Annotated in this window: 22 protein-coding genes; 6 read left to right on the top strand and 16 right to left on the bottom strand. The window is 55.0% G+C overall.

The genetic code is table 11. The features are described 5' to 3' along the window. Positions 1–17: 17 nt before the first annotated feature. From parE to nudF, 5 genes are read right to left on the bottom strand one after another with little or no spacing between them, the layout of a single operon-like run. The gene (parE, locus tag WKR14_RS03405; protein WP_101054947.1) at positions 18–1,904 is read right to left on the bottom strand and encodes a DNA topoisomerase IV subunit B; all 1,887 of its coding nucleotides are present in this window, start codon (positions 1,902–1,904) and stop codon (positions 18–20) included. 53 nt (positions 1,905–1,957) lie between these two features. Further along, complete coding sequence (locus tag WKR14_RS03400) at positions 1,958–2,533, bottom strand: YqiA/YcfP family alpha/beta fold hydrolase (RefSeq protein ID WP_101054945.1); 576 nt, start codon at positions 2,531–2,533, stop codon at positions 1,958–1,960. A gap of 35 nt (positions 2,534–2,568) precedes the next feature. Then, complete coding sequence (cpdA, locus tag WKR14_RS03395; RefSeq protein WP_101054943.1) at positions 2,569–3,408, bottom strand: 3',5'-cyclic-AMP phosphodiesterase; 840 nt, start codon at positions 3,406–3,408, stop codon at positions 2,569–2,571. 15 nt (positions 3,409–3,423) lie between these two features. After that, on the bottom strand, positions 3,424–3,858 hold the full coding sequence (locus tag WKR14_RS03390; RefSeq protein ID WP_335917023.1) for a DUF1249 domain-containing protein: 435 nt from the start codon (positions 3,856–3,858) through the stop codon (positions 3,424–3,426). Beyond that, positions 3,842–4,465 carry an ADP-ribose diphosphatase gene (gene nudF, locus WKR14_RS03385; RefSeq protein ID WP_101054939.1) on the bottom strand — a complete coding sequence of 208 codons (624 nt, stop codon included), beginning with the start codon at positions 4,463–4,465 and terminating at the stop codon, positions 3,842–3,844. Before nudF ends, WKR14_RS03390 begins: the two co-directional genes overlap by 17 nt. A 236-nt stretch (positions 4,466–4,701) precedes the next feature. Here nudF and tolC point away from each other — a divergent pair, with 236 nt between their 5' ends. Further along, on the top strand, positions 4,702–6,018 hold the full coding sequence (tolC, locus tag WKR14_RS03380; RefSeq protein ID WP_101054937.1) for an outer membrane channel protein TolC: 1,317 nt from the start codon (positions 4,702–4,704) through the stop codon (positions 6,016–6,018). Positions 6,019–6,088: 70 nt separating this feature from the next. Here the strand turns inward: tolC and WKR14_RS03375 are convergent, their stop codons facing one another. From WKR14_RS03375 to WKR14_RS03365, 3 genes are read right to left on the bottom strand one after another with little or no spacing between them, the layout of a single operon-like run. Next, positions 6,089–6,826: a TIGR04219 family outer membrane beta-barrel protein gene (locus WKR14_RS03375; protein ID WP_101054935.1), complete on the bottom strand. Its 738-nt coding sequence runs from the start codon at positions 6,824–6,826 to the stop codon at positions 6,089–6,091. 3 nt (positions 6,827–6,829) lie between these two features. Then, entirely contained in the window at positions 6,830–7,801 is a 972-nt protein-coding gene (locus tag WKR14_RS03370) for a DUF2333 family protein (protein WP_101054933.1), read from the bottom strand. 12 nt (positions 7,802–7,813) lie between these two features. Continuing rightward, positions 7,814–8,278, bottom strand: coding sequence for a copper chaperone PCu(A)C (locus WKR14_RS03365; protein WP_165564466.1), 465 nt, complete (start codon positions 8,276–8,278; stop codon positions 7,814–7,816). Between the two features lie 52 nt (positions 8,279–8,330). Between WKR14_RS03365 and WKR14_RS03360 the strand changes: the two genes are divergently transcribed. Further along, a complete protein-coding gene (locus WKR14_RS03360; RefSeq protein WP_101054931.1) occupies positions 8,331–9,071 on the top strand; it encodes an enoyl-CoA hydratase in 741 nt (246 codons plus the stop codon). A gap of 62 nt (positions 9,072–9,133) precedes the next feature. Here the strand turns inward: WKR14_RS03360 and WKR14_RS03355 are convergent, their stop codons facing one another. The 6 genes from WKR14_RS03355 to WKR14_RS03330 all read right to left on the bottom strand — a co-directional run bounded on the left by WKR14_RS03355 (position 9,134) and on the right by WKR14_RS03330 (position 13,968). Beyond that, entirely contained in the window at positions 9,134–9,508 is a 375-nt protein-coding gene (locus WKR14_RS03355) for a hypothetical protein (RefSeq protein ID WP_129585965.1), read from the bottom strand. Continuing rightward, positions 9,505–9,699 (bottom strand): PspC domain-containing protein, encoded by a 195-nt coding sequence (locus WKR14_RS03350; RefSeq protein WP_025009353.1) that lies wholly within the window; start codon positions 9,697–9,699, stop codon positions 9,505–9,507. The genes WKR14_RS03355 and WKR14_RS03350 overlap by 4 nt, the downstream gene beginning before the upstream one ends. A gap of 127 nt (positions 9,700–9,826) precedes the next feature. After that, on the bottom strand, positions 9,827–10,126 hold the full coding sequence (locus tag WKR14_RS03345) for a hypothetical protein (protein ID WP_339087366.1): 300 nt from the start codon (positions 10,124–10,126) through the stop codon (positions 9,827–9,829). Between the two features lie 243 nt (positions 10,127–10,369). Beyond that, positions 10,370–11,353 carry a tRNA dihydrouridine(20/20a) synthase DusA gene (gene dusA, locus WKR14_RS03340; RefSeq protein WP_101054927.1) on the bottom strand — a complete coding sequence of 328 codons (984 nt, stop codon included), beginning with the start codon at positions 11,351–11,353 and terminating at the stop codon, positions 10,370–10,372. Positions 11,354–11,485: 132 nt separating this feature from the next. After that, on the bottom strand, positions 11,486–12,130 hold the full coding sequence (locus tag WKR14_RS03335) for a response regulator transcription factor (protein ID WP_224865986.1): 645 nt from the start codon (positions 12,128–12,130) through the stop codon (positions 11,486–11,488). A 26-nt stretch (positions 12,131–12,156) separates the two neighbouring features. Beyond that, positions 12,157–13,968: a sensor histidine kinase gene (locus WKR14_RS03330; protein ID WP_339087365.1), complete on the bottom strand. Its 1,812-nt coding sequence runs from the start codon at positions 13,966–13,968 to the stop codon at positions 12,157–12,159. Between the two features lie 214 nt (positions 13,969–14,182). Between WKR14_RS03330 and dsrO the strand changes: the two genes are divergently transcribed. The 4 genes from dsrO to WKR14_RS03310 all read left to right on the top strand — a co-directional run bounded on the left by dsrO (position 14,183) and on the right by WKR14_RS03310 (position 19,746). Beyond that, positions 14,183–14,926: a sulfate reduction electron transfer complex DsrMKJOP subunit DsrO gene (gene dsrO / locus WKR14_RS03325; protein ID WP_039034479.1), complete on the top strand. Its 744-nt coding sequence runs from the start codon at positions 14,183–14,185 to the stop codon at positions 14,924–14,926. After that, positions 14,916–15,989: an NrfD/PsrC family molybdoenzyme membrane anchor subunit gene (gene nrfD, locus WKR14_RS03320; RefSeq protein ID WP_286998154.1), complete on the top strand. Its 1,074-nt coding sequence runs from the start codon at positions 14,916–14,918 to the stop codon at positions 15,987–15,989. Before dsrO ends, nrfD begins: the two co-directional genes overlap by 11 nt. After that, on the top strand, positions 15,989–19,099 hold the full coding sequence (locus WKR14_RS03315) for a tetrathionate reductase subunit A (protein WP_339087363.1): 3,111 nt from the start codon (positions 15,989–15,991) through the stop codon (positions 19,097–19,099). Before nrfD ends, WKR14_RS03315 begins: the two co-directional genes overlap by 1 nt. A gap of 179 nt (positions 19,100–19,278) precedes the next feature. After that, complete coding sequence (locus WKR14_RS03310) at positions 19,279–19,746, top strand: chemotaxis protein CheX (RefSeq protein ID WP_101054915.1); 468 nt, start codon at positions 19,279–19,281, stop codon at positions 19,744–19,746. Positions 19,747–19,802: 56 nt separating this feature from the next. On the opposite strand, the gene alr is transcribed toward WKR14_RS03310, so the two are convergent. Continuing rightward, complete coding sequence (alr, locus tag WKR14_RS03305; protein WP_339087362.1) at positions 19,803–20,879, bottom strand: alanine racemase; 1,077 nt, start codon at positions 20,877–20,879, stop codon at positions 19,803–19,805. Between the two features lie 68 nt (positions 20,880–20,947). After that, positions 20,948–22,354, bottom strand: coding sequence for a replicative DNA helicase (gene dnaB / locus WKR14_RS03300; protein ID WP_025009346.1), 1,407 nt, complete (start codon positions 22,352–22,354; stop codon positions 20,948–20,950). Positions 22,355–22,381 lie beyond the last annotated feature (27 nt).

Raw genomic sequence — 22,381 nt, 5'->3', positions numbered from 1 at the left:
TGGCACATCAAGGGCGATTACAGCTGAGCAAGGTCTCCCTTGGTTTCCAGCCACGACTTGCGATCACCTGAGCGCTTCTTGGCCAGCAACATGTCCATCAATGCCACAGTCTCATCGACATCGTCTATGGTCAGTTGCACCAATCTACGGGTGTTGGGATCCATGGTCGTTTCCCTCAGTTGCAGTGGATTCATCTCACCCAGACCTTTAAAGCGGGTGACCTGCACTTTACCTTTCTTGTTGTCTGCGGCAATCCTGTCCAGAATGCCTTGCTTTTCAGGCTCATCCAAAGCGTAAAACACTTCTTTGCCGATATCGATACGGAACAGTGGCGGCATGGCGATATACACATGCCCCTTTTCAACCAAGGTGCGATAGTGCTTTAGAAACAGCGCGCACAGCAAGGTTGCTATGTGCAAACCATCCGAGTCGGCATCGGCGAGAATACAGATCTTGCCGTATCTGAGTTCGGAAATATCGTCGCTGTCGGGATCGCAGCCTATGGCCACTGAAATATCGTGCACTTCCTGGGAGGCCAACACCTGGCTCGCTTCCACTTCCCAGGTGTTGAGGATCTTACCCCGAAGCGGCATGATCGCCTGAAATTCTCTGTCTCTGGCCTGTTTGGCACTGCCACCGGCCGAGTCCCCTTCCACCAGAAATAATTCGGAACGCGCCGGGTCCTGACCGGTACAGTCGGTCAGTTTGCCGGGCAGCGCCGGGCCGGAAGTGACCTTCTTGCGAGCAACTTTCTTCGCCGCCCTGAGACGCTTCTGGGCGTTATTGATGCACATCTCGGCCAGCAGTTCGGCCTGATCTGTGTTGCTGTTGAGCCAGAGGCTGAAGGCATCACGCACCACACCCGACACAAATGCCGAACACTGGCGGCTGGAGAGTTTCTCCTTGGTCTGGCCGGCAAATTGCGGATCTTGCATCTTCACCGACAGAATAAAACTGGCCTTGTCCCAGATATCTTCCGGACTGAGCTTAATCCCCCTTGGGATCAAGTTGCGAAACTCACAGAACTCACGCATCGACTCGAGCAGTCCCTGACGGAAACCGTTCACATGGGTACCACCAAGCGGCGTTGGGATTAGGTTAACATAACTTTCGCTGATACTGTCGCCGCCCTCAGGCAACCAGGTAATGGCCCAGTCGGCGGCTTCCAGATTGGTTTTAATACTGCCGACAAAAGGCTCTTGTGGCAGAGCCGGAGCCTCTTTAAGGGAGTCTTTCAGATAGTCGGTCAGGCCCTCTTCATAAAACCATTCATGGACCTCACCGTTTTGTTTGTTGGCGAAACGAATTCTGAGCCCGGGGCAAAGTACCGCCTTGGCCCGCAGCAGATAAGTCAACTTGGTAACCGAAAAGTTCGGTGAGTCAAAATAGCTGGGATCCGGCCAAAACTGTACCCGGGTGCCGGTATTTCGGCGCCCACAAGTACCTGTTTCCCTGAGACTCTCAACCTTATCGCCATGCTCGAAAGCCATTTCATAGACTTTGGCATCACGGCGAACCGTGATTTCAACTCTTCGAGATAGGGCGTTGACCACAGAGATCCCTACCCCGTGCAAACCACCGGAAAATTGATAATTTTTGTTGGAAAACTTACCACCGGCATGCAGCTTGGTCAGGATCAGTTCGACCCCGGGGATCCCCTCCTCCGGGTGAATATCCACCGGCATACCACGGCCATCGTCAGTGACTTCAAGGGAGTTGTCTGTGTGCAACACCACATCGATTCGAGTTGCAAACCCGGCCAAGGCCTCATCGACACTGTTATCTATGACTTCCTGACCCATATGGTTGGGTCGAGTGGTATCGGTATACATGCCGGGACGGCGTTTTACCGGATCCAGTCCGTTCAGTACTTCAATGGCATCGGAGGTGTATTGATTGGTCATAGCGCACACTGTCTTTTATGTTCAGGCCATGGTGGGCCGCGAGGATCTGATTGTCAAGATAAGTGTAAAAAACGGCAGATTGAGCCCAGCTTGTCGCCGTAACCCACAAAACTATGGTTTCCACCGCTTTCCAGCAACATCTCACAGCAGTGATATTTGCCCAGAGCCTGGCGATAATCCAGTACCTCATCGGCAGTCTGTAATAATACAAAAAAACGATCCGGATTGAGAATGACCGGCGTATCAAATTCAATCAGCTGTAGTTGATGTTGCGGCAATAATTGGTAGTGCTCATCGGTATAGGGGTTGTACTGTGCCCCCAAATAATCACCAAAGAGCTCAAAGGGGCGCACCGCCGGGTTAATAAGTACCGCCTTGCCGCCATATTGCTCTACCAACCAAGAAGCAAAATACCCGCCGAGGGATGAACCGATAAACGCCAGTGGCTCGCCCCTGGCCTTGGCCGCTTCAGTCAACTGAATCAGCAACTCCATCGCCGCCTTGGGCGAAGTGGGTAGTTGTGGCTGCTCCAGTCGCACACCGGGAAAGTGTTGTTCAATATAGGTACGGGTAAGCACAGCCTTGTCAGACAAGGGAGAACTGTTGAAACCGTGAATATAGAGCAGCATAGTTCCTCACAAGGGGCCACTGCTCCAAAGCAAACTCAGTAGCCGCTGGCCTCAGCATCCGGTGCGAAACGCTCGCCCGGGATCCGATAAACATTGGTGAGCATGCTACCATCGGGCTTGAGCTCCAGCAAACGGTAGCCTGGCTGCAGTGCATCCAGCGCAAAGTAGGAAGACAAGGGTTTGAATTGAATACAAGTCGATGGTGTCGCCATCAAAGAAAGCTTGTGACCTTCCCCCTGATATTCAGTATCCAATTGCTGATGAACATGACCCCAGAGCATCCCCTTTATCTGAGGGTAACGCCCCATTTCTTTGAGGAACTGGGCGCCGTTGTCCATGCAATGTTGATCCAACCAGGTGCAGTCCACCAATACTGGGTTATGGTGCATCACCAACAGCACGTGCTTGTCAGGTTCGGCGGCTATGGCACTGCGGATGATCTCAAGTTCGCTTTCGGCCATATGACCACCCGGTTTTCCCCGCACTGTGGAGTCGAGCAAGATAATCTGCCAATTCCCGGCCAACACCCGCCTGTGGCCATAGACACGCTCACCCTGCATATGCAGATACATGATCCTGGGGTCATCATGGTTGCCAGGCAAATAATGGCAAGGCAAATTCAGCGGTTTGATGGCTTCAACAAAGTTGCGGTAAGACTCACCGGAATAATCCTGACTGATGTCACCACTGGCCAGCAGCATGTCGGCGGGATACTTGACGGCCTGGATAGTATTGATAACGGCGTTGAGACTGTTGGCGGTATTGACGCCAAGAAGCTGTCCTTCAGGTTCGGCAAACAGGTGAGGATCTGTGATCTGCACCAAACGAACACTCTTGTCCTCAGGAATACCGTATGTGATTGCCTCTTTCAGCACTTTGATTACCCAATCTCAGGACTGACAAACGAGGCGCGCCTGCCAGTCTATTTTCAATAACTCCTCCAGGAAGGCGTTTACCTGGTACTTTTCATCGCGGTGATACATGCGTAAGTTCGGATAATCATACACCGGCCGCAATTGGTAAATCTGTCGGCTGCTTAACACTTCTGCTAATTTAGCATCATGATAAATCCGCACGGTAACTTTGGGGACAGGCACCAATCCGCCCTTCCCCACATGACGGGAAATACTCACCAGCTGGGTATAGCGGGTATTCTCCAGCAGCTCGACATCCAGGCAACCGAAATCACCTTCTACCTGCCAGCTTTCACCCACTTCACCTTGCTCCGGCAACCAGCGTTGAATATGGCCGTAGTTGCGACCACACAAAGCTAAAAAGCGGCTGACATCCGGCTGGTATTTCTTGTCACTATCTCTCTTGTTCATCGGCCTGCAGTAAATCTTGATAATTGAGCTGCAACCATTGCAGCCCGAGTACGGTTGAAGCGTTGTCGATTTCGCCACTGAGCACTTTGGCATAAGCATCAACGCGGGAAAGCACATGCAGCCGAATATCTTCATGCTCTTCGGCCAAGCCGTGCAGCCCGTTTGCTTTGGATGAATCTACCTCAGCCCAATAGAAGTAGAAACGCTCACTACAACCTCCGGGGCTGGAAAGATAGCTGCTTACGGCCGAAATTGCACTGGAGTTGAGTCCGGTTTCTTCCAAAAGTTCCCGTTTGGCGACATCCTCGGCCACTTCGCCGGGGGCAATCATACCCGCCACCAACTCCAGCAGCCAAGGGGATTCACTGGTTTCCAATGCAGGGAATCGCACCTGCTCTATCAGCACCACTTTGTCTTCTTGCGGATCGTAGGGCAAAACCACTACGGCGTGACCGCGCTCAAATACCTCGCGACTCACTTCCTCACTCCAGCCCCCGGCAAACAGCCGATGACGGAAACGATATTCCTCCATCCGGAAAAAGCCACGGTATAGCGTGCGCTGCCCCAGCACCTGAACATCCTCTTTGGTGAATTTTTCTACTGCCATTTTCACTCCGCTTTAGCTATAAAAGATGCAATTTCAACCCACCCGGCACCATTTACCAATAAAATCTGTTACACTTCCGAATTGACTTGAAAACGGTTGATTTTTTAGTATCAAAACCATTAAGTTTTGCTGTATCGGGAAGCGTCGGGAAGCGCAAACCGCCTTTATCAAAGGCATTAACAGTCTAACGAAGTTGAAACCGCCCGTCACAGGGTGTTTGTCTATAAGGACAGCCAATGAAATTCAAGATCCGCACTTTATGCGCGGCGTTAACGCTCGCAGTTTCTGCCCCGGCCGTTCAAGCCGACGATTTACTTCAGATATATCAGCAGGCATTAACCAATGATCCAGTGGTGCTCCAGGCCAAGGCCCAAAGAGACCAGTTGTATGAAAAAATTGAAGAAAGTCGTGCGCCTCTGCTGCCGACTATCAGTGCCAATGTTGGTTATGACAAAGCCTGGAACGATCCTTCTGATGACACCAGTGGCCTGACAGGTGCAATCAAGCTTAACCAGGTCATCTATAATCATTCTGCCTGGGTCGGTTTAAGCCTGGCGGAGAAAGCCGCATCACAGGCCGACGCCGTCTATGCTTCAGCTCTGCAAACACTGATCACCCGGGTAACAACCGCTTACTTTGACGTGTTGGCCGCCAAGGATAATTACGAGTTCAAAGGCGCCGAGAAGCGTGCCATTGAGCGGCAGTTGGAGCAAACCAAACAGCGCTTTGCTGTTGGTCTAACAGCCATTACCGATGTCCATGAAGCACAGGCTCAGTATGACCTGGCGACCGCAGCCGAAATCCTGGCCGAGAACGAGTTGATCAACAGCTATGAAGCCCTGCGTGAAATCACCGGCATAGATCACAAGAGCATCGACATTCTGGATACAGACCGTTTCTCTGCGGCCAGCCCAACTCCAGCCATGCCAAACGATTGGCTTAAAATGGCCGAGACCAACAGTGTCGATCTGCTGACCCAGCGTATCGGTAAAGATATCGCCCAGGAAACCATCAGCCTCTATAAAGCCGGCCATATGCCGTCTCTGAGCCTGAATGCCGGTTATACCAAGGGCCTGGAGCAAGAAATCGGCAGTCAGAATCAACCTGACTTCGATAACGGTACCGTAGGCGTTAACCTGAGCGTGCCTATCTTTGAAGGTTTCAAAGTCAGCTCTCAGGTGAAACAAGCGCAATATGCCTATGTTGAAGCCAGCCAGAGATTGGAGCAGACCTACCGCCAGGTAGTCAAAAATGTTCGCAACAACTTCAACAACGTTGGCGCTTCTATCAGCTCCATCAAGGCCTATGAGCAGTCAGTGCTCTCTTCCGAAAGTGCATTGAAAGCCACTCAAGCCGGTTTTGAAGTGGGTACCCGTACCATAGTTGACGTGCTGAACCGTACCCGGGATCTGTATGATTCCAAACGCCAGCTGTCCAACGCCCGATACGGCTATATCAAGTCGATATTGGCACTGAAGCAGGCCACAGGTACTCTGAATGAAGATGATGTCATCTCCATCAACAACGGCCTGACAACTCCTGCACAGCAATAAGCTGGAGCTTAACCAATAAAAAACCGCCAGCTGGCGGTTTTTTATTGGGACTTATCAACGGATAACGGAATTAGAACACCAGTTCCACACCGGCAAAGAAGCCGTCAAACTGCATATTGCTGCTCATGCCATTGAAACCGTTTACGTCAAATTTAAAGTCGCGATAGCCGGCACGCACCCGGGTATCCAGCGCCACACCATCAAACTCCCAGCCCAGACCTACTTGGTAGTCATAAACACTGGACTCATTGATACCGGCTAACACATCGGCAAAGGCGTACAGGCCGAAGAATGGCAGACCAACTTCAGCATTGGCATAACCCATAACCACACCGCTGTCGATATCACGCTCTTCAGGATGCCCCTTGTCAGCCACCCGGAAAGAACCATCCATCAACTTGTAGGCACCACCTACATCGAGAGCAACCAGGTCATTGTCCAGTAATTCATAGTAGAGGATAAAGTCTGTGTTGCTCAGGTCGGCCGTAGCATACACATCACCGCTGAAGGTGTGGCCATTGAAGTTGAAGTTGGCATTGCTCATAGCGCCATCTTCTTTCAGGCGGTTTTCGCGGATCTTCAGGTTGGGCAGCAGTGGCACAGGGTGCTCAACGCTGAACCAAAGGCTGTACTGGGCGGAAGAGTCATAGTTGAACTCCTGCTGCGGCTGGCCTTTCTCGGCGAAAGTACCGCTGGCATCTCCTTTCCAGTAATCGGCGCCTACCTTAAAGCCTACGACTGTTGCTGCCTGGGCGGAAGTCGCCATCAAAGAAGCCAGCAAGGCTGTCGCCAATAAAGTCTTTTTCATAAATTAACCCTGTGAAAGCAAGTTGGTTAAATCAATCACCGCGGCATTGGCGCGGGACACATAGTTGGCCATCACCAAAGAATGGTTGGCCACCAAACCGAATCCGGAACCGTTGAGGATCATTGGGCTCCAGACTGTTTGCTGAGTCGCTTCCAGTTCACGGATGATCTGTTTGAGACTCACTTCGGCATTCTTTTTCTTCAGTACGTCAGCAAAATCGACCTCTACCGCCTTCATGAAATTCAGCAAGGCCCAGGCAGAGCCTCTGGATTCATAGAAGACATCGTCTATTTGCCACCAGCTGGTCTTTATCTGCTGACTCGCCAGGTTGGGGGTCGACTGACGGGCGGCACTGTCGCCGGCCAGATCGGTATTCAGCCTCTCCTGACCAACACTGGCGGCCAGACGCTGCGACATGCTGCCCAAACGCTTCTGCACCTCTTTCAACCATTCATTGAGGTTGTCGGCGCGGGCATAAAACTGGGCATCCGGGTTATTGGGATCCATCATCCGCGCCCGGTAAACCTTCAATAGCTTGATAGCATCGCGATACTCGCTCTCAGCACTGGGCACCAGCCAACTGGTGTGCTCGATATTCAGCTTGGAGTGCGCTTCCAGCAGATCTTTGTCGGCGGTGGACTGCGACTGGGAGCGGCTGAACTCTTTGCGCATGATCAAGGCGAGATCCCGCACCTGTTCCAAGGCGCCGAATTCAAACGCCGGCATGTTGTCCATCATCACAGAAGGCGGCATCATGTCGTTGGACAACCAACCTCCTTGCTTATCCAGCAAGGTCTCCATGGTATTTATCAGCGCGCTGGTGGTGGCATAACCTGTTATCTTTTCGCCTTTTTCCGATGTCATCACCTCAGGGGTCAATACATCGGGTTCAATACTCCACCAAACACTGATGCCGTATGCGATAACGAACACTATGGCCGCAGCACCGACACCTTTTTTCCATGTCATTTGCATCCCGGGTTCTCCTTAATGATGGTGATGATGCTCTTGCGCTGCAGGAGCATCATGGGGGGATTTTACTTCGAGTTCAATATTGAGGGTTTCACCATTGGCAAAACCCAGTGTCACAGGCACTTTTTGCCCCAGCTGCAACGGCGCCTTGAGGCCCATGATCATGATGTGATCGCCACTGCTTTGCAGCGTCAACTGACCATGCTCTGGAAGCGGAAATGCCGCCACATGACGCATTTTAACCAGGCCGTCTTCTTCAATCAGAGTATGCAGCATGGCTTCACGGGCCACAGGGGTACTGGCAGAAACCAGCTCAGTCGCCGGACCATGGTTGCTGAGTGTCAGATACGCCGCCGTATTGGGAACAGAAGCAGGCATGGCCCGGATATATCCTTGTTCGAGCATTATGTTCGAGGCGAAGGCGCTAGCACTGATGCCGGCCAGCAAGATAACTTTAAACAGTTGTTTGAATATCGCCATCTATGTCTTAAACTCCATGTAAAACCCATTTCGTCAGTAAAGGAAACAACGAATGAGCACGATTCAGGTTCAGGATGAGCAGGGTGTACGTATCATACGTTTTAACCGCCCGGATAAACGTAACGCCCTCGATCTCGATATGTATAAGCAGCTTACAGAATACCTGATCCAGGGGGAAGCGGACAACGAGATCCGTGCCTTTCTGCTGACAGGCAGTGAAAACTGCTTTACTTCAGGCAACGATGTAGCGGATTTTCTCAAGCAGCCGGATCTGGGGCCCAACCACCCAGCGGTGCGGTTTCTCTTTTGCCTGCTGGAGCTGAAAAAGCCCTTGGTCGCCGCCGTCAGCGGCGCTGCTGTCGGAATTGGCACCACGCTGCTGCTGCATTGTGACCTGGTCTATGCCGATAACACAGCCCAGTTCCGTTTGCCCTTTATCGACCTGGCACTAGTGCCTGAAGCCGGTTCCAGCCTGCTACTGCCTGAGTTGGTCGGTTACCAAAAGGCCTCTGAGCTGCTGTTGCTGGGCGAAAGTTTCGATGCCGAAACGGCGCTGGATCTCAAACTCATCAACCGCATGTTGAGTCCGGTGGAACTCTTACCTTATGCGCTGGAAAAGGCCAAAGCCTTGGCTTCCAAGCCACCTCAGGCGCTGCAACTCACCAGACAACTTATGCGGCCACACAAGAGCCGGGTACAACACCAGATGCATCAGGAGTTGGAACTCTTCGGCCAGCGTCTGCAGAGTGATGAAGCCAAAGCGGTTTTCCGCCAGTTTCTCAACAAAGGCTAAATCATCGAGGCTGAATCCAATGTTGCTGCGGCTGGGCTGACACCAAGCCAGTCGCAGCAACACTACTCCTGCCATTGACTGGACTTGCCTATTCCCCATACTGCCAATGCCAAAACCAGCACGGGCCAAATCATTGCAAAGCCGCTGATAAACATCAGTAATGCCGCAGCAACACAAAGTACGCACACCACTGCCAACACACTGAAAGTCATTGCGGCCCACACCAATGCCAGCATCGCGGTTATCAGGGTCAACACCCAACTCCAGTTCTCGGCATCCAGCCATAAAAACGGGCTACCCCAGATCCCCACTGACATAAACTCGCGGCTGAGCAGAGAGACCATAAGGATCAGCGCGCCGACTATGCTCCACACCAGTAACTGAGACAGCAACCTATATCTTCTGTGCTTGTTTCGACTCTTGTTATACATACTCATTTCACCCACTTGGGCCACAGCAGTGCCAGGGCAAAGTAAGCCGTCAATCCGAGTAATGGGTGCATCAGAGTGATGACTGCGGCAACAATTCGGGTCCAGAATACCGACCAGCCAAAACGCTCGGCCATATCGCGGCATAGGCCACAGACGATGGAAGAATTTCCCTTGAGTGTACGTTCCAAATCAAACATAACTGACTCCGATTATCTCGTTAACTGTATCTGCCGGGCACCGCAGGCTAACAACGCCATCAGGGTGTAACCAAGCAACGGCAGAAACATCAGTAGTGCCAAGGTGCTATTTATCCACATAGGCACCTCAATCCTTGGCTTGGGTCAGAACACTGGTCTCCACGGGTAATTCGGTGATCTGACTCAGGATTTCTTGAGTCATCTCGTCGCTCAGTTGGGCCACGCTACGCTCCAGTTCCTGTTGCAGAGAGGCCAGCATTTCGCGCTTGGCACTGAGCAACATGGTCTGAGCCTGCTGACTCAGGTTCTGCTCAACAGCACTGAGGATAGGTTGAGTAGGCAGTACATCGGCCTGGGCTGAAACACTGGCTGAAGCTAAAACAACGCCAAGAAGCAAAGATTGAATAGTCAGGTTGGAAGTTTTCATGCTTGTCATCCCTTTCTGGTTAAGCTGAACGGGTCAGCGGTCAAGATGACTAATTCAAAGGGCGTGCCAATTGGGAAAAATTTCGATTAAGGATATGATATTAAATGAAATAAAAAATAAAAACGGCCAATCATTAACACTGAATGACTGACCGTAACAGCACAAAAATACAGCAATTCCCTATCTGTTGGTAAAAAGCACTATCACCATAGCGATTTTCACCACTCGGGTATTACAGCAAGGTCAAACTCCGCTGTGCATCATTTCACGAGCCTTAAGCAGCACTTCGATACCGGCACCCGGCTTGTGGGCATTCTCGCTCAGATGACGGCGCCAACTGCGAGAACCGGGGATCCCCTGATAAAGGCCAGTCATGTGTCTGCTGATATGATTCAAGCGGCCACCCGACTGCAGATGAGCTTCCACATAGGGCAACATGGCATCCACCACCTGATCGCGACTCATAACCTGGCTATCGAGGCCAAAGATCTTCTGATCCACCTCGGCCAGCAGATAGGGATTTTGGTAGGCTTCTCGCCCCACCATCACCCCGTCCAGCTGGGCCAGATGGGTATGCATATCTTCAAAGCTCTTGATACCACCATTGATGCTGATATGCAGACCGGGAAAATCCTGCTTCAATTGATACACCCGGGGATAATCCAATGGCGGGATCTCACGGTTTTCCTTGGGACTAAGCCCCTGCAACCAGGCCTTGCGGGCATGAATGATGAAAGTATCGCAGCCGGCGGCACTCACCTTGGTAATGAAGTCACCAAGAAATTCGTAGGAATCTTTGTCATCTATGCCGATGCGGGTCTTGACCGTCACCGGAATATCCACCTTCTGGCGCATGGCATCGACGCAATGGGCCACCAGCTCGGGCTCTTCCATCAAACAAGCACCAAAGCGGCCGTTCTGTACTCTATCCGAAGGGCATCCCACATTGAGGTTAACTTCGTCATACCCCCTTTGCCGGGCGATTTCAGCGCAGCGGGCCAGATCCTCAACATTGGAGCCACCCAGTTGCAATGCCAGCGGGTGCTCTTCCTGGTTATAAGCCAGATAATCGCCCTTGCCATGCAGTATCGCGCCTGTGGTCACCATCTCAGTGTAGAGCAGCGTCTGACTCGACATCAGCCGGGCAAAGTAACGATAGTGGCGATCCGTCCAATCGAGCATGGGGGCAATGGAAAAACGGCGGTTGGCATCGATAGGGCTTGGCATTAACAGATCCGGTACGCAAAAATGGGCCGCTATTTTACCCTCTGCGGCCATAAAACGACAGCCGTAGATAAATCCCGCTCATAAACCCGAATCAAAGGTCATTCTGTTGCCGCCGAAGACTTTGGATCTGAGTTACTCAAACTCTGTCTCTATCCCGGCATAAATCAACAACATCTCAGCCAGCGAGCTCACCTGCATGCCCTTCATCAGGTTGGATCTGTGGATCTCCACTGTGCGCATGGCGATGCAGAGTTCGTCGGCTATCTGCTGGTTCTTATAGCCCTTGGCGATGAGATGCAATATCTCTTTCTCTCTCGGAGTCAGCGCCTGATAGATACCTTGCAGCTTTCGTCGCTTGGCGATTTCGGCAGAGTGATTCAGTGCCTTGGTGACCGCCTCGGCCAGGCGAGCGCCATCGGCGGGTTTTTGAAAAAAGTCCACCGCGCCGGATTTAAGCGCATCCACCGCCAGCGGCACGTCGCCATGACCGGTGAGAAAGATCACCGCCAACGGGCTATTACGCTCGTTGAGCAGCTGCTGCAGCTGCGCCCCACTGAGCCCTGGCATACGCATATCGAGGATCAGGCAGCCGGGCTGCTCCAATAGCTGCGCCTTGAGAAAATGCTCGGCATCTTCAAAGGCCTGCACCTCAAAACCATAGCCTTCCAGCATAAACCCCAACGAACGCCGCACCGAATCATCGTCATCCACCAGATAGACTGACTGACGCTTGTCATCGGTTGGTGAACTGTTTTGGGCCACAAATTGTCCCGGCATTTTTCTTTCTCCTTGGCAAAACGGGTTTAAGCCAGCACCACAGTGACCAGACAACCGCCCTCAGGCGGCTGCAGCAGACTGATGCTGCCGCCATGGCTCTCGGCGATTTCCCGGCAGATCACCAGCCCCAGACCCAGGCCATCTTTCTTGGTACTGGTAAAGGCCTGCATCAGGCTCTTGCCATCCTGTTTAAGCCCTGGGCCATTGTCCTGCACTTCCAGCAAGAGCTTGCCGGGCTGAGATTGATAATCCAGCCGCAGCGCAATAATTCGCTCGGCTTTAGGCTCTTCAGCCAAGGCTTCGATGGCATTCTTAAGCAGATTCAACAAGAGTTGCTGCATGGCGACCGTATCCAGTTGCATGGGGCTTTCTTCGCCGACAATCTGCCAATCGACGCGGATCGCTTGTTTCTCAAGTTCATGCCCCAGCAGAGTCAGCGTCTCGCTCAGCAAGGGGCTGAACGGCTGCAACTGTTTTTGCGGCGGGCGCTTTTTCAAAAGCCCCCTGAGCCTTTGAATGATACCGTGAGCGCGACCCACTTCCGCCTGTATCTGTTCCAGTGCCAGCGGCAACTTGTCCAGTTGCCCCTGTTGCAGCCTGACACTAGCGCCGTGGCAATAGTTGCCTATGGCCGCCAAAGGTTGGTTCAGCTCATGGGCCAGGCTGGCACCCAGTTCACCGGCCACCGCCGCCCGCTGGGCATGTTCCAGCAAACTGAGGTTTTCACTCAGTTGCCGTTGGGCCTTGGCCAGTTCCCGGCCGCGGCGGCTGAAACTGTATTCGAGCCAGAAGTGATAACCGTTGAGCAGCACCAGCAGCGCCAGCAAGCTCCAGCCCCAATGACTGTGGGCCTTGAGCCACTGCAGCGCCCTTTGCCACCAAGGCGCCTGCAATGGGTGCAGGTCCAGATCCTTGAGCAGCTTATCAATGGCCAGTTGACTGACCGCCGTGGTCCACCCCAGCGAGCCGGACATTTTGGCCGCCTCACTGTCTTCCGGCAGTGCCAATAGGGCCAAGGTCAACTGCTTGGCCAGCCCCTGACCGGCACGGCTGGTCTTGGCCATGGACCAGTTGGGATAGAGGCGGGTAGACACCTCGCAGGCAAACCCTGCCGGCGCCTGGTTGTCCAGCACCCGATAATGCCCGGCATCAATAAGCCCCTCCGCCGCCATCTGCTCCAATTGGCAGACTGGCACCACGGCGGCGTCTATGCTGCCATCGCGCAGGCGATAGAGCAGATTATCCAGCGGGAATCCCAAAGATTGGATCTCGGCCACATAGCTTGGCAGATCAATCTGCTTGAGCCGCGCTTCATACACCAAGGTCAGGTAGCCGCCGAAGGCCTGGGTCGAAACTATCCCCAGACGCTTGTGCCTGAGATCTTGCAGATGTTGCAGGCTGGACTCGCTTCTTACCACCAGCGCCGAACCCACCTGCATCGGCTCACCGGCGTTGAGGCGGCTCTTGAGGGTCGCCAGCCAGCTTAGGGAATACTGCCGCGCCAACAGTACAGATTGACCTGGGTTGGTGATCACAAAGTCCAGCTCCTGGGCGGCCACCGCCTGCGACAGCTGCTCCAGCGTCAAGGGGTGCAGGCGAAAGTAATATCCCGGGATCTGCTGCTCGAGCCAATTCATGGTGGGTTGCCAGCGGTTGATGCTGTCGCTGTAGCCCCGGGTAGCCAACACGCCTATATCCACCACCGCCTTATCGGTCAACACTCCGGTTGTCATGGCTGGGCCTGATAGCGGCAAAGGCTCAGTCGCTGCCGCAGCTGACGGCCAATGGCCGAGCAGTACAGCCGCAAACAGATAACACAGCAGATACAGGGTTCTCATCTCTTGGTTTTAGCTCCGGTTAGGAAATCTTGCGGCCACAAGCGGCTGGGTCAGCGTCAGTCTGCCCGCCATTCTAGCCTCAATTTCTTGCGCTGGATCAATAGCGGCCCCGATATGTGGAAAACCACTATAGAGACCAAGGGCGCCAGTTGCCGAGAATACAGGCAACAGGAGCCCGGTGGGTTTCCAATCACCGCAAGACTCAGGAGTCTGTATGGACAAGAGTAAACGTCAACTACTGGGGCAAATCGCCGCCATCAGCGCCGGAGCTGCGTTTTTGCCCGTCGCCCAGGCATCGACCGCCAAGCCCCAGGCAACCAGTGGCAAACGCTATGGCATGCTGATCGATCTGCGCCGCTGCGTCGGTTGCCAGGCTTGTACTGTCGCCTGCACCATAGAAAACCAACCCCCATTAGGGCAGTTTCGTACCACAGTCAACCAGTATGAAGTGACCCAAGGACAGGAAAGCGCCTTTATGATGCTGCCCAGGCTCTGCAACCACTGCGAAAATCCCCCCTGCATCCCGGTTTGCCCCACTGGCGCCACATTCCAGCGCCAGGACGGCATAGTGGTGGTCGACAGCCACTGGTGTGTTGGCTGCGGTTACTGTGTCCAGGCCTGCCCCTACGATGCGCGCTTTATCAACCATGACACCAACACCGCCGACAAGTGCACCTTCTGCGCCCATCGGCTGGAAGCGGGCTTGCTGCCCGCCTGCGTCGAAACCTGTGTCGGTGAAGCCAGGATCATCGGCGATCTCAACGATCCCGGCAGCCAAATCAGTCGCATGCTGGCCGAACATAGAGACGAGATCAAGGTACTCAAGCCCTCGGCCGAAACCTCGCCCTGCGTATTCTATCTGGGGATGACAGCCGCATTTGAAGAAAGGATCCGCGGCGAAGCACCGGTTCGCAGCCTGATGACCGCCACTGGAGAGGAGTTGCACCATGGACATTAAAGAGATCTTGACCCCGGATATCGCCATCACCTGGTTACCCTGGGCGGTGCAATACTTCTTTATGATGGGACTGGCCTATTCCGCGGTGTGGATTGCGGCGCTGACCATTATCCGCCCCGGCGCCAAAGATAGGCGCCTGCTGACACTCTGCGGCAGCCTGATCCTCAGCACAGCCATTGTGGCACCTGTGGCACTCTTGGCCGATCTGCACCAACCCGCCCGCGCCTGGCACTTCTATATGCAGCTCAGACCGGATTCCTGGATGTGGTATGGCGCCTGGTTACTGCCGCTGTTTATGGCAGCGGCGCTGGCCTTTGCCTACCTCTTGCTGCGCCCTTCCCTTCCGACTCAGCCCAAAGATGGCTGGAGCCGCCTGGGATACTGGTTACGCCTGGGGAACTGGCAAGGCGAGCCCTGGCTCAAGCCTCTGGCCTGGGTTGCCCTGCTCAGCGGCCTGAGTATCGCCCTCTACACCGGCATGGAAACCATGGCGATCAAGGCCAGACCGCTGTGGCACAGCTACTGGCTGCCGCCTCTGTTCGCCGCCAGCGCCCTGGCCGCCGGCAGCGGCATGCTGATTTGGCTCAACCGCCTGTTCAATGGCCATAAGCAGGAGACAGACAAACAGCTGCTGCTCTGGCTGCGTGGCTCTTTCGCCCTGTTTGCCCTGTTGCTTATCGGCTGGGCTATCAGTGGCGGCAACAGCGCCAATGAAGCCAGATTACTGCTCGGCGACAGCCCCAGTTGGCAACTGGCCGCTATCTGGGTGCTGGCAACCCTGGCCTTGTTGGCGCTGCTGCTGGCCTTCAGACATCTGCCCCGCTGGGCCTTGCTGTTTGGCAGCTTTGCCGCCATCCACCTGGCTTGGGGCTTTCGCTGGCTGGTGCTTATCCAGGCGCAGACAGATCCCAAGTATGGCGCCGGCACCTACTTCTATGAACTGCCCTGGGGCCCACAGGGGCTGCTGGGGATCCTGGGTACCTTTGGCCTATGGCTGGCCCTGATCACCCTGATTTCCGAACTGATACGTCAGTCTGCCACCGGACTGAAAGGAGCCGCATAATGGATAAGAGTAAACGCCGTTTTATCAAAGGGGCTGCCATCACAGGTGGTACCGGACTGTTTGTTGCAGGCTACAGCCACACCCTGACCCAGTTGGGCAAGGGCCTGGTCAATGGCAGCTCGGGCAAAAATACCCAAGAAGCGATTCATGGCAACTCGCTGGCACCTGAGCTCAGGGTTGACCTGAATAGCGGCCAACTGAGCGCCAATGACAACCAGCGTCTGGCCAACACCATGTGTTTCGGCTGCTGGACCAAATGCGGGGTACGGGCCCGTATCGATAATGAAACCGACAGCATTATCCGTATCAGTGGTAATCCTTATCATCCACTGTCGGCCCGTGAACACCTGGACTTTGACACCCCGGTGCGCGATGCCCTGGTGTCCACCAGCGCCTGGCAGGAGCAGGGGCTTGCCGGACGTTCCACCGCCTGCGCCCGCGGTAACGCCATGCTGGAGTTATTGGACAGCCCCTATCGGGTAACACGCTGCCTGAAACGGGTCGGCCCCAGAGGTTCGGGCCAGTGGCAGAGCATAGCCTTCGAGCAGTTGCTCAAGGAGGTTGTCGAAGGCGGCGATCTGTTTGGTGAAGGCCATGTGGATGGACTCAGGGCGATTCGCGATCTCAATACGCCTTTGGATCCCGCCAACCCTGAATACGGCCCCAAGGCCAATCAGCTGTTGGTCAGCAACGCCTCGGATGAGGGGCGGGACACGCTGATAAAACGCTTCACCTTCAACAGCTTCGGCACCCGTAACTTTGCCAACCACGGCTCTTACTGTGGCTTCAGCTATCGGGCCGGTGCCGGCGCCTTGCTGGACGATCTGAAAAAGTACGCCCACTTGAAACCGGACTGGGATCATGCCGAGTTTCTGCTGTTCATCGGCACTTCACCGCAGCAGTCCGGCAACCCCTTCAAGCGCCAAGCACGGCAACTGGCCAATGCCAGGGTCAACAACCGCAACTTCAGCTATGTTGTGGTTTCGCCCATGCTGCCCAACACCTCCAACCTGGCGTCGGCGCCGGACAATGTCTGGTTGCCGATCCGCCCGGCCACAGACGCCTCGCTGGCGATGGCCATGTTGCGCTGGATCATCGACAATCAGCGCTACAGCGCCGAGTTTCTCAGTGCTCCCAATGCCAAGGCCGCTAAAACAGCCGGTTTCCGCGGTTTCAGTAATGCCGGTTTCCTGGTGCATTCAGACCAGGCGCATCCGAGATACGGCCAATATCTGCACGCCAGCGAATTGGGTTTGGCCTTCAGCGGCAAGCCCTTCGGTGATGAAGACCCCTTGCTGGTGCTGGACGCCGTCAGCGGTGAACCCATGGCCGCCGAAGCCTGCCCCAAGGCGCAGCTCGAAGTAGACCGCAGACTCACAGGCCAAAATGGCCAGAGCCTGGCCTGCAAGAGCAGTTTCAGCCTGCTGGCCGAATCGGCCCGGCTCAAGACGTTGGCGCAATACAGCGCCGAATGCGATGTGCCGGTCGATGAGATTGAGGCCCTGGCCAACAAGTTCACCAGCCATGGCAGCAAGGCGGCGGTGATCAGCCACGGCGGCACCATGAGCAGTGATGGCTTCTATACCGCCTGGGCCATCATGATGCTCAACGCCATGATAGGCAATATCAACCAAAAGGGCGGCGCGCTGGCCAAGGGCGGCACTTTCCCGGCCTTCGGCAAAGGCCCACGCTACAATCTGGCCGAGTTTGACGGCATGGTGCAGCCCAAGGGAGTATTCCTGTCACGCTCCCGTTTCCCCTATGAAAAAAGCTCGGAATACAAGCGCAAGCAGCAGGCCGGCGAGTCCCCCTACCCGGCCAGGGAACCCTGGTTCCCGATCTCGGCGCCCATGCTGAGCGAGCATCTAACCGCGGCGGTCAACGGTTACCCCTATTCGCTCAAGGCCTGGATCAACCATATGGGCAACCCTGTCTATGGCCAGGCCGGGCTCGGCGCCGCCATAGGCGAAAAACTCAAAGACCCCAAGGTGCTGCCGCTGTTTATCAGTATCGACAGCTTTATCAACGAAACCACGGCACTGTCCGACTATATAGTGCCTGATACCCTCACCTACGAGTCCTGGGGCTGGACCTCTGCCTGGCAGGGCACCATGACCAAGATAGCCACCGGCCGCTGGCCGATAGTCAAACCCAGGGTGGAACACACAGTGGATGGCGATCCCGTGTGCATGGAAAGCTTTCTTACCCGGATTGCCATAGCGCTGGCCTTGCCCGGCTTCGGTGAAAATGCGGTGCTGGCCCATGATGGCACACGCCACCCGTTGACCCGCGCCGCCGACTTTTCTCTCTACGGCGCCGCCAACGTCGCCTGGTTGGGAGAGAAAGTCCCCGCCATCGGCAAGGAAGATCTCTATTGGTCCGGGGTTGCCAGGATTATTCCCGAACTCAAGGCCCGTCTCGGCGAAGAGGAAGCATCGAGAGTGGCTTATCTCTATGCCCGCGGTGGCCGGTTCGAATCAATGAACCAGGCCAGGGACGCCGAAGGCAACCCCACCAAAGTCTGGCCCAAGCCGATGATGCTGTGGAACCCCCAGGTGGGCAGTCGCCGTCACTCCCAGAGCGGCGAGTTTCTCAGTGGCTGTCCGCGCAGCTATGGTCAACGCCTGGCCGATGGCACAGCGCTCAGGCAAGCCTTCGACCGCCAGTCCTGGCCCATGTTGCTGTCGAGCTACAAGTCGCACACCATGAGCTCCATGAGTATCGGCTCTGACAGGCTCAGGCAGGTGCACCCCAATAATCCGGTACGGATCAACAAAGACACGGCCCAAAGATTGGGGATAACCACGGGGGATACAGTGAAAATCAGCACCCCCAACGGCAGTGTGCTGGCACTGGTGGAATGTGTCGCCGGTGTGCATCCCGAGTGCATCGCCATAGAACACGGCTTTGGTCACAAGGAGCTCGGCGCGCGAGCATTCAGCATAGATGACAAGCAGGTTGCTGCCAATCCGCTGATCCGCGCCGGGGTTAACCTCAACGATCTCGCCGTGCTGGATCCCAGCCGTTCGGGTTCCTACCCTCTGGTGGATTGGGCCAGCGGCGCCTCGGCCCGCCAGGGGTTACCGGCAAAAATCGAAAAAGTCTCCTGAAGCTCGCTCTGTGCCCGGTTTTTATGCCGGGCACAGTTTTTCCGGGCAAGAAATCGCCACAGAGCCCAAGCCATTGTTCTAAGCTAATAAGAGTGTGATCCAGTGGGCGGGAGTCAAACCGCTTATGGATTAGCCTTGCACTATCCGCATCCCTTGGCAGCAAGAGGAACAAATCCGGCATGAATGTCACTTTTATCAATCCCTTTCTCCAGTCACTCCTCAACGTAGTTTCCACCATGGCCAATATGCAGTTGACCCCGGGCAAGCCCAGACTCAAGACAGACAACCTGGCCAAAGGTGATGTCTCCGGGCTTATCGGTATGGTGGGCCCTCAGACCAAAGGGTCGCTGTCGATCACCTTTGAACAAGGACTGATCCTGGAGATAATGCAAAATATGTTGGGAGAGAATCCCGGCAATATCAATGAAGAAGTGACAGATCTGGTGGGGGAAATCACCAACATGGTGACCGGCGGCGCCAAGAACCTGCTGTCGGACAAGGGCTATGAGTTTGAAATGGCCACCCCTGTGGTGGTTTCCGGCATAGGTCACAAGATTTCCCATCAGGCCCAGGGCAAGAAGATCATCATGCCTTTTGTCGCACCCAAGGGCTCGGCCTACATAGAGATCTGTTTCGAGGATCAGTAATGACAAAGGGCGCCGAGGCGCCCTTTATTGTTTGCCAACTCAATGGCATGACTCACTCAATCGAGGCAGACGGCCACTCTGGGAGTCAACTTGGTCACCAGTTCATAAGCCACGGTTTCGATATGAGCCGCCACCTCTTCTACCGGTAACGCCGGGCCCCACAAGAGGGCATCATCACCGACCGCATCCCGGGCATCCGGCCCCAGATCCACAGTCAGCATATCCATGGACACCCTGCCAACCACAGGCACCCGGCGACCATTGATCAACACAGGCGTGCCTTCGGGAGCATTGCGTGGATAACCGTCACCATAACCTATGGCCACCACGCCGAGGCGGGTATCTCTTGATGAGCGCCAAAAACTCCCGTAGCCCACGCTCTCCCCGGCCTTGTGCTCGCGCACGGCTATCAGTTGTGACACCAGACTCATGGCCGGTTGCAGGTCGTGGTTGGCGCCTCTGTCACCGACAACAGGCGACACCCCATAGAGAGCGATACCCGGGCGAATCCAGTTTTGCTGGCTGCTGGGCCAATAGAGGGCACCGGCCGAGTTGGCCAGACTGCGGTCGCCATCCAACCCGGCGGTGAGCTGGTTGAAATGCTCCAACTGCTTGCGGGTATAGTCATTGTCCGGCTCATCGGCGCAGGCGAAATGGGTCATCAGATTGATGGGCTTGGCCACTTGCGGGCAATCCAGCAGCCGCTGATACACTTCGCTAAACTCGTCGCTGCGAAAACCCAATCTGTGCATGCCGCTGTCGACCTTGAGCCACACAGTTACCGGCTTATCCAGCTTGGCTTGCTCCAGCATCTGCAACTGCGACTCATGATGCACCACAGTGTCTATGTCATGCTTAACCAGTAGAGGCAACTCAGTACTGCGAAAAAAACCTTCGAGCAACAACAGCTTGGCCGTTACGCCACCGGCCCTGAGCTCCAACGCTTCTTCGAGCCGCGCCAGACCGAAGCCGTCGGCACTGTTCAGGCTCTTGGCCACGTTCAGTGAGCCGTGGCCATAGCCGTTGGCCTTGACGACAGCAATAACTTTGCTGGCGGGCGCGATCTCACGCAGCCTGGCCAGATTATGTTGCAGCGCCCGGCTGCTAATCTCTGCTCTGGGAAAGGGTTTCAAAGCTTACCTTCAATCTTGGATTGGATGGCGCGCTCTCTGGCCGCGCCGGGAAAACCGTCCGCAGAGGTTTAGTCCTCTTCAAATTGCGGACCGGCGTAATTGTCAAAGCGGGAGAACATCCCCTGGAAAGTCAGCCTGACCCGGCCGATGGGGCCGTTACGTTGCTTACCTATGATGATCTCTGCCGTGCCTTTATCGGGCGAATCGTCGTTATACACCTCGTCACGATAAATAAACATGATAAGGTCCGCATCCTGCTCGATAGAGCCGGATTCACGCAAGTCAGAGTTTACCGGGCGCTTATCGGCCCTTTGCTCCAATGAGCGGTTCAGCTGTGACAGGGCGATCACCGGGATCTCCAGCTCCTTGGCCAAGGCCTTGAGCGAGCGGGAGATTTCAGCAATTTCCAGGGTCCGGTTATCGGCCAGCGCCGGCACCTGCATCAGCTGCAGGTAGTCGACCATGATCATAGACAGACCGCCGTATTCCCGGGCGATACGCCTGGCCCTGCTGCGCACTTCGGTCGGCGTCAGGCCCGAGCTGTCATCGATATACATCTTGCCCTGCTCGAGCATGATCCCCATGGTAGAGGACACCCGCGCCCAATCATCATCATCCAGCTGGCCGGTACGTATCTTGGTCTGATCTACCCGGCCAAGCGACGCCAGCATACGCATCATGATCTGTTCCGAGGGCATCTCTAGACTGAAAATAAGCACTGGCTTGTTTTCATTGAGCGCCGCATATTCACACAGGTTCATCGCAAAGGTGGTCTTACCCATGGAAGGACGGGCCGCGACAATGATCAGGTCACCGGATTGGAAACCTGCGGTCATCTTATCCAGATCGGAGAAACCGCTGGATACCCCGGTCACACCGTTGTGCGGGTTGTTGTACAGCTGCTCAATCTTGTCGACGGTTTTTTCGAGGATGGTCTTGATCCCCTCCGGGCCCTCGTTGGCGTTGGCGCGCTGCTCGGCTATCTTGAACACCTTGGTTTCGGCCAAGTCCAGCAAGGCGCCTGAGTCCCGCCCCTCAGGGTTGTAACCGGCATCGGCAATCTCATGTGCTACCCGGATCATCTCCCGCACCACGGCACGCTCGCGCACGATTTCGGCGTAGGAGAGAATATTACCGGCGCTGGGGGTGTTCTTGGCGATCTCACCCAGATAGGTAAAACCACCGGCATCTTCCAGCTCGTCAGTCAGTTCCAGTTGTTCTGAAACCGTAATCAAATCTATGGGTTGGCCGTTTTCTACCAGCTTTTGCATGGCACCGAAAATCAGCCTGTGGGAACGGGAGTAAAAGTCTTCTCTGACCACGGCCTCGGACACCTTGTCCCAGGCCTCTGCATCCAGCATTAGTCCCCCGAGCACGGATTGCTCCGCCTCAATGGAATGGGGAGGCAGCTTGAGCGCGTCAACCTGGACGTCTCTTCGCTTGTCTTTGGCCTTAAAGGCACCTTGCTGTTGCATAAATCTCCAACTCTCCAACAATCAGGC

The sequence above is a fragment of the Shewanella chilikensis genome (assembly GCF_037953065.1).
In the GTDB taxonomy this organism is placed as follows: Bacteria; Pseudomonadota; Gammaproteobacteria; order Enterobacterales; family Shewanellaceae; genus Shewanella; species Shewanella chilikensis.
This window is presented reverse-complemented; position numbering and strand designations above follow the sequence as displayed.

What these genes read in the sequence shown, in the direction of transcription:
- parE (WP_101054947.1), bottom strand. Translation starts at nt 1,904, where the DNA reads ATGACCAATCAATACACCTCCGATGCCATTGAAGTACTGAACGGACTG.
- WKR14_RS03400 (WP_101054945.1), bottom strand. Translation starts at nt 2,533, where the DNA reads ATGCTGCTCTATATTCACGGTTTCAACAGTTCTCCCTTGTCTGACAAG.
- WKR14_RS03390 (WP_335917023.1), bottom strand. Translation starts at nt 3,858, where the DNA reads ATGAACAAGAGAGATAGTGACAAGAAATACCAGCCGGATGTCAGCCGC.
- nudF (WP_101054939.1), bottom strand. Translation starts at nt 4,465, where the DNA reads ATGGCAGTAGAAAAATTCACCAAAGAGGATGTTCAGGTGCTGGGGCAG.
- tolC (WP_101054937.1), top strand. Translation starts at nt 4,702, where the DNA reads ATGAAATTCAAGATCCGCACTTTATGCGCGGCGTTAACGCTCGCAGTT.
- WKR14_RS03375 (WP_101054935.1), bottom strand. Translation starts at nt 6,826, where the DNA reads ATGAAAAAGACTTTATTGGCGACAGCCTTGCTGGCTTCTTTGATGGCG.
- WKR14_RS03370 (WP_101054933.1), bottom strand. Translation starts at nt 7,801, where the DNA reads ATGCAAATGACATGGAAAAAAGGTGTCGGTGCTGCGGCCATAGTGTTC.
- WKR14_RS03365 (WP_165564466.1), bottom strand. Translation starts at nt 8,278, where the DNA reads ATGGCGATATTCAAACAACTGTTTAAAGTTATCTTGCTGGCCGGCATC.
- WKR14_RS03360 (WP_101054931.1), top strand. Translation starts at nt 8,331, where the DNA reads ATGAGCACGATTCAGGTTCAGGATGAGCAGGGTGTACGTATCATACGT.
- WKR14_RS03355 (WP_129585965.1), bottom strand. Translation starts at nt 9,508, where the DNA reads ATGAGTATGTATAACAAGAGTCGAAACAAGCACAGAAGATATAGGTTG.
- WKR14_RS03350 (WP_025009353.1), bottom strand. Translation starts at nt 9,699, where the DNA reads ATGTTTGATTTGGAACGTACACTCAAGGGAAATTCTTCCATCGTCTGT.
- WKR14_RS03345 (WP_339087366.1), bottom strand. Translation starts at nt 10,126, where the DNA reads ATGAAAACTTCCAACCTGACTATTCAATCTTTGCTTCTTGGCGTTGTT.
- dusA (WP_101054927.1), bottom strand. Translation starts at nt 11,353, where the DNA reads ATGCCAAGCCCTATCGATGCCAACCGCCGTTTTTCCATTGCCCCCATG.
- WKR14_RS03335 (WP_224865986.1), bottom strand. Translation starts at nt 12,130, where the DNA reads ATGCCGGGACAATTTGTGGCCCAAAACAGTTCACCAACCGATGACAAG.
- WKR14_RS03330 (WP_339087365.1), bottom strand. Translation starts at nt 13,968, where the DNA reads ATGAGAACCCTGTATCTGCTGTGTTATCTGTTTGCGGCTGTACTGCTC.
- dsrO (WP_039034479.1), top strand. Translation starts at nt 14,183, where the DNA reads ATGGACAAGAGTAAACGTCAACTACTGGGGCAAATCGCCGCCATCAGC.
- nrfD (WP_286998154.1), top strand. Translation starts at nt 14,916, where the DNA reads ATGGACATTAAAGAGATCTTGACCCCGGATATCGCCATCACCTGGTTA.
- WKR14_RS03315 (WP_339087363.1), top strand. Translation starts at nt 15,989, where the DNA reads ATGGATAAGAGTAAACGCCGTTTTATCAAAGGGGCTGCCATCACAGGT.
- WKR14_RS03310 (WP_101054915.1), top strand. Translation starts at nt 19,279, where the DNA reads ATGAATGTCACTTTTATCAATCCCTTTCTCCAGTCACTCCTCAACGTA.
- dnaB (WP_025009346.1), bottom strand. Translation starts at nt 22,354, where the DNA reads ATGCAACAGCAAGGTGCCTTTAAGGCCAAAGACAAGCGAAGAGACGTC.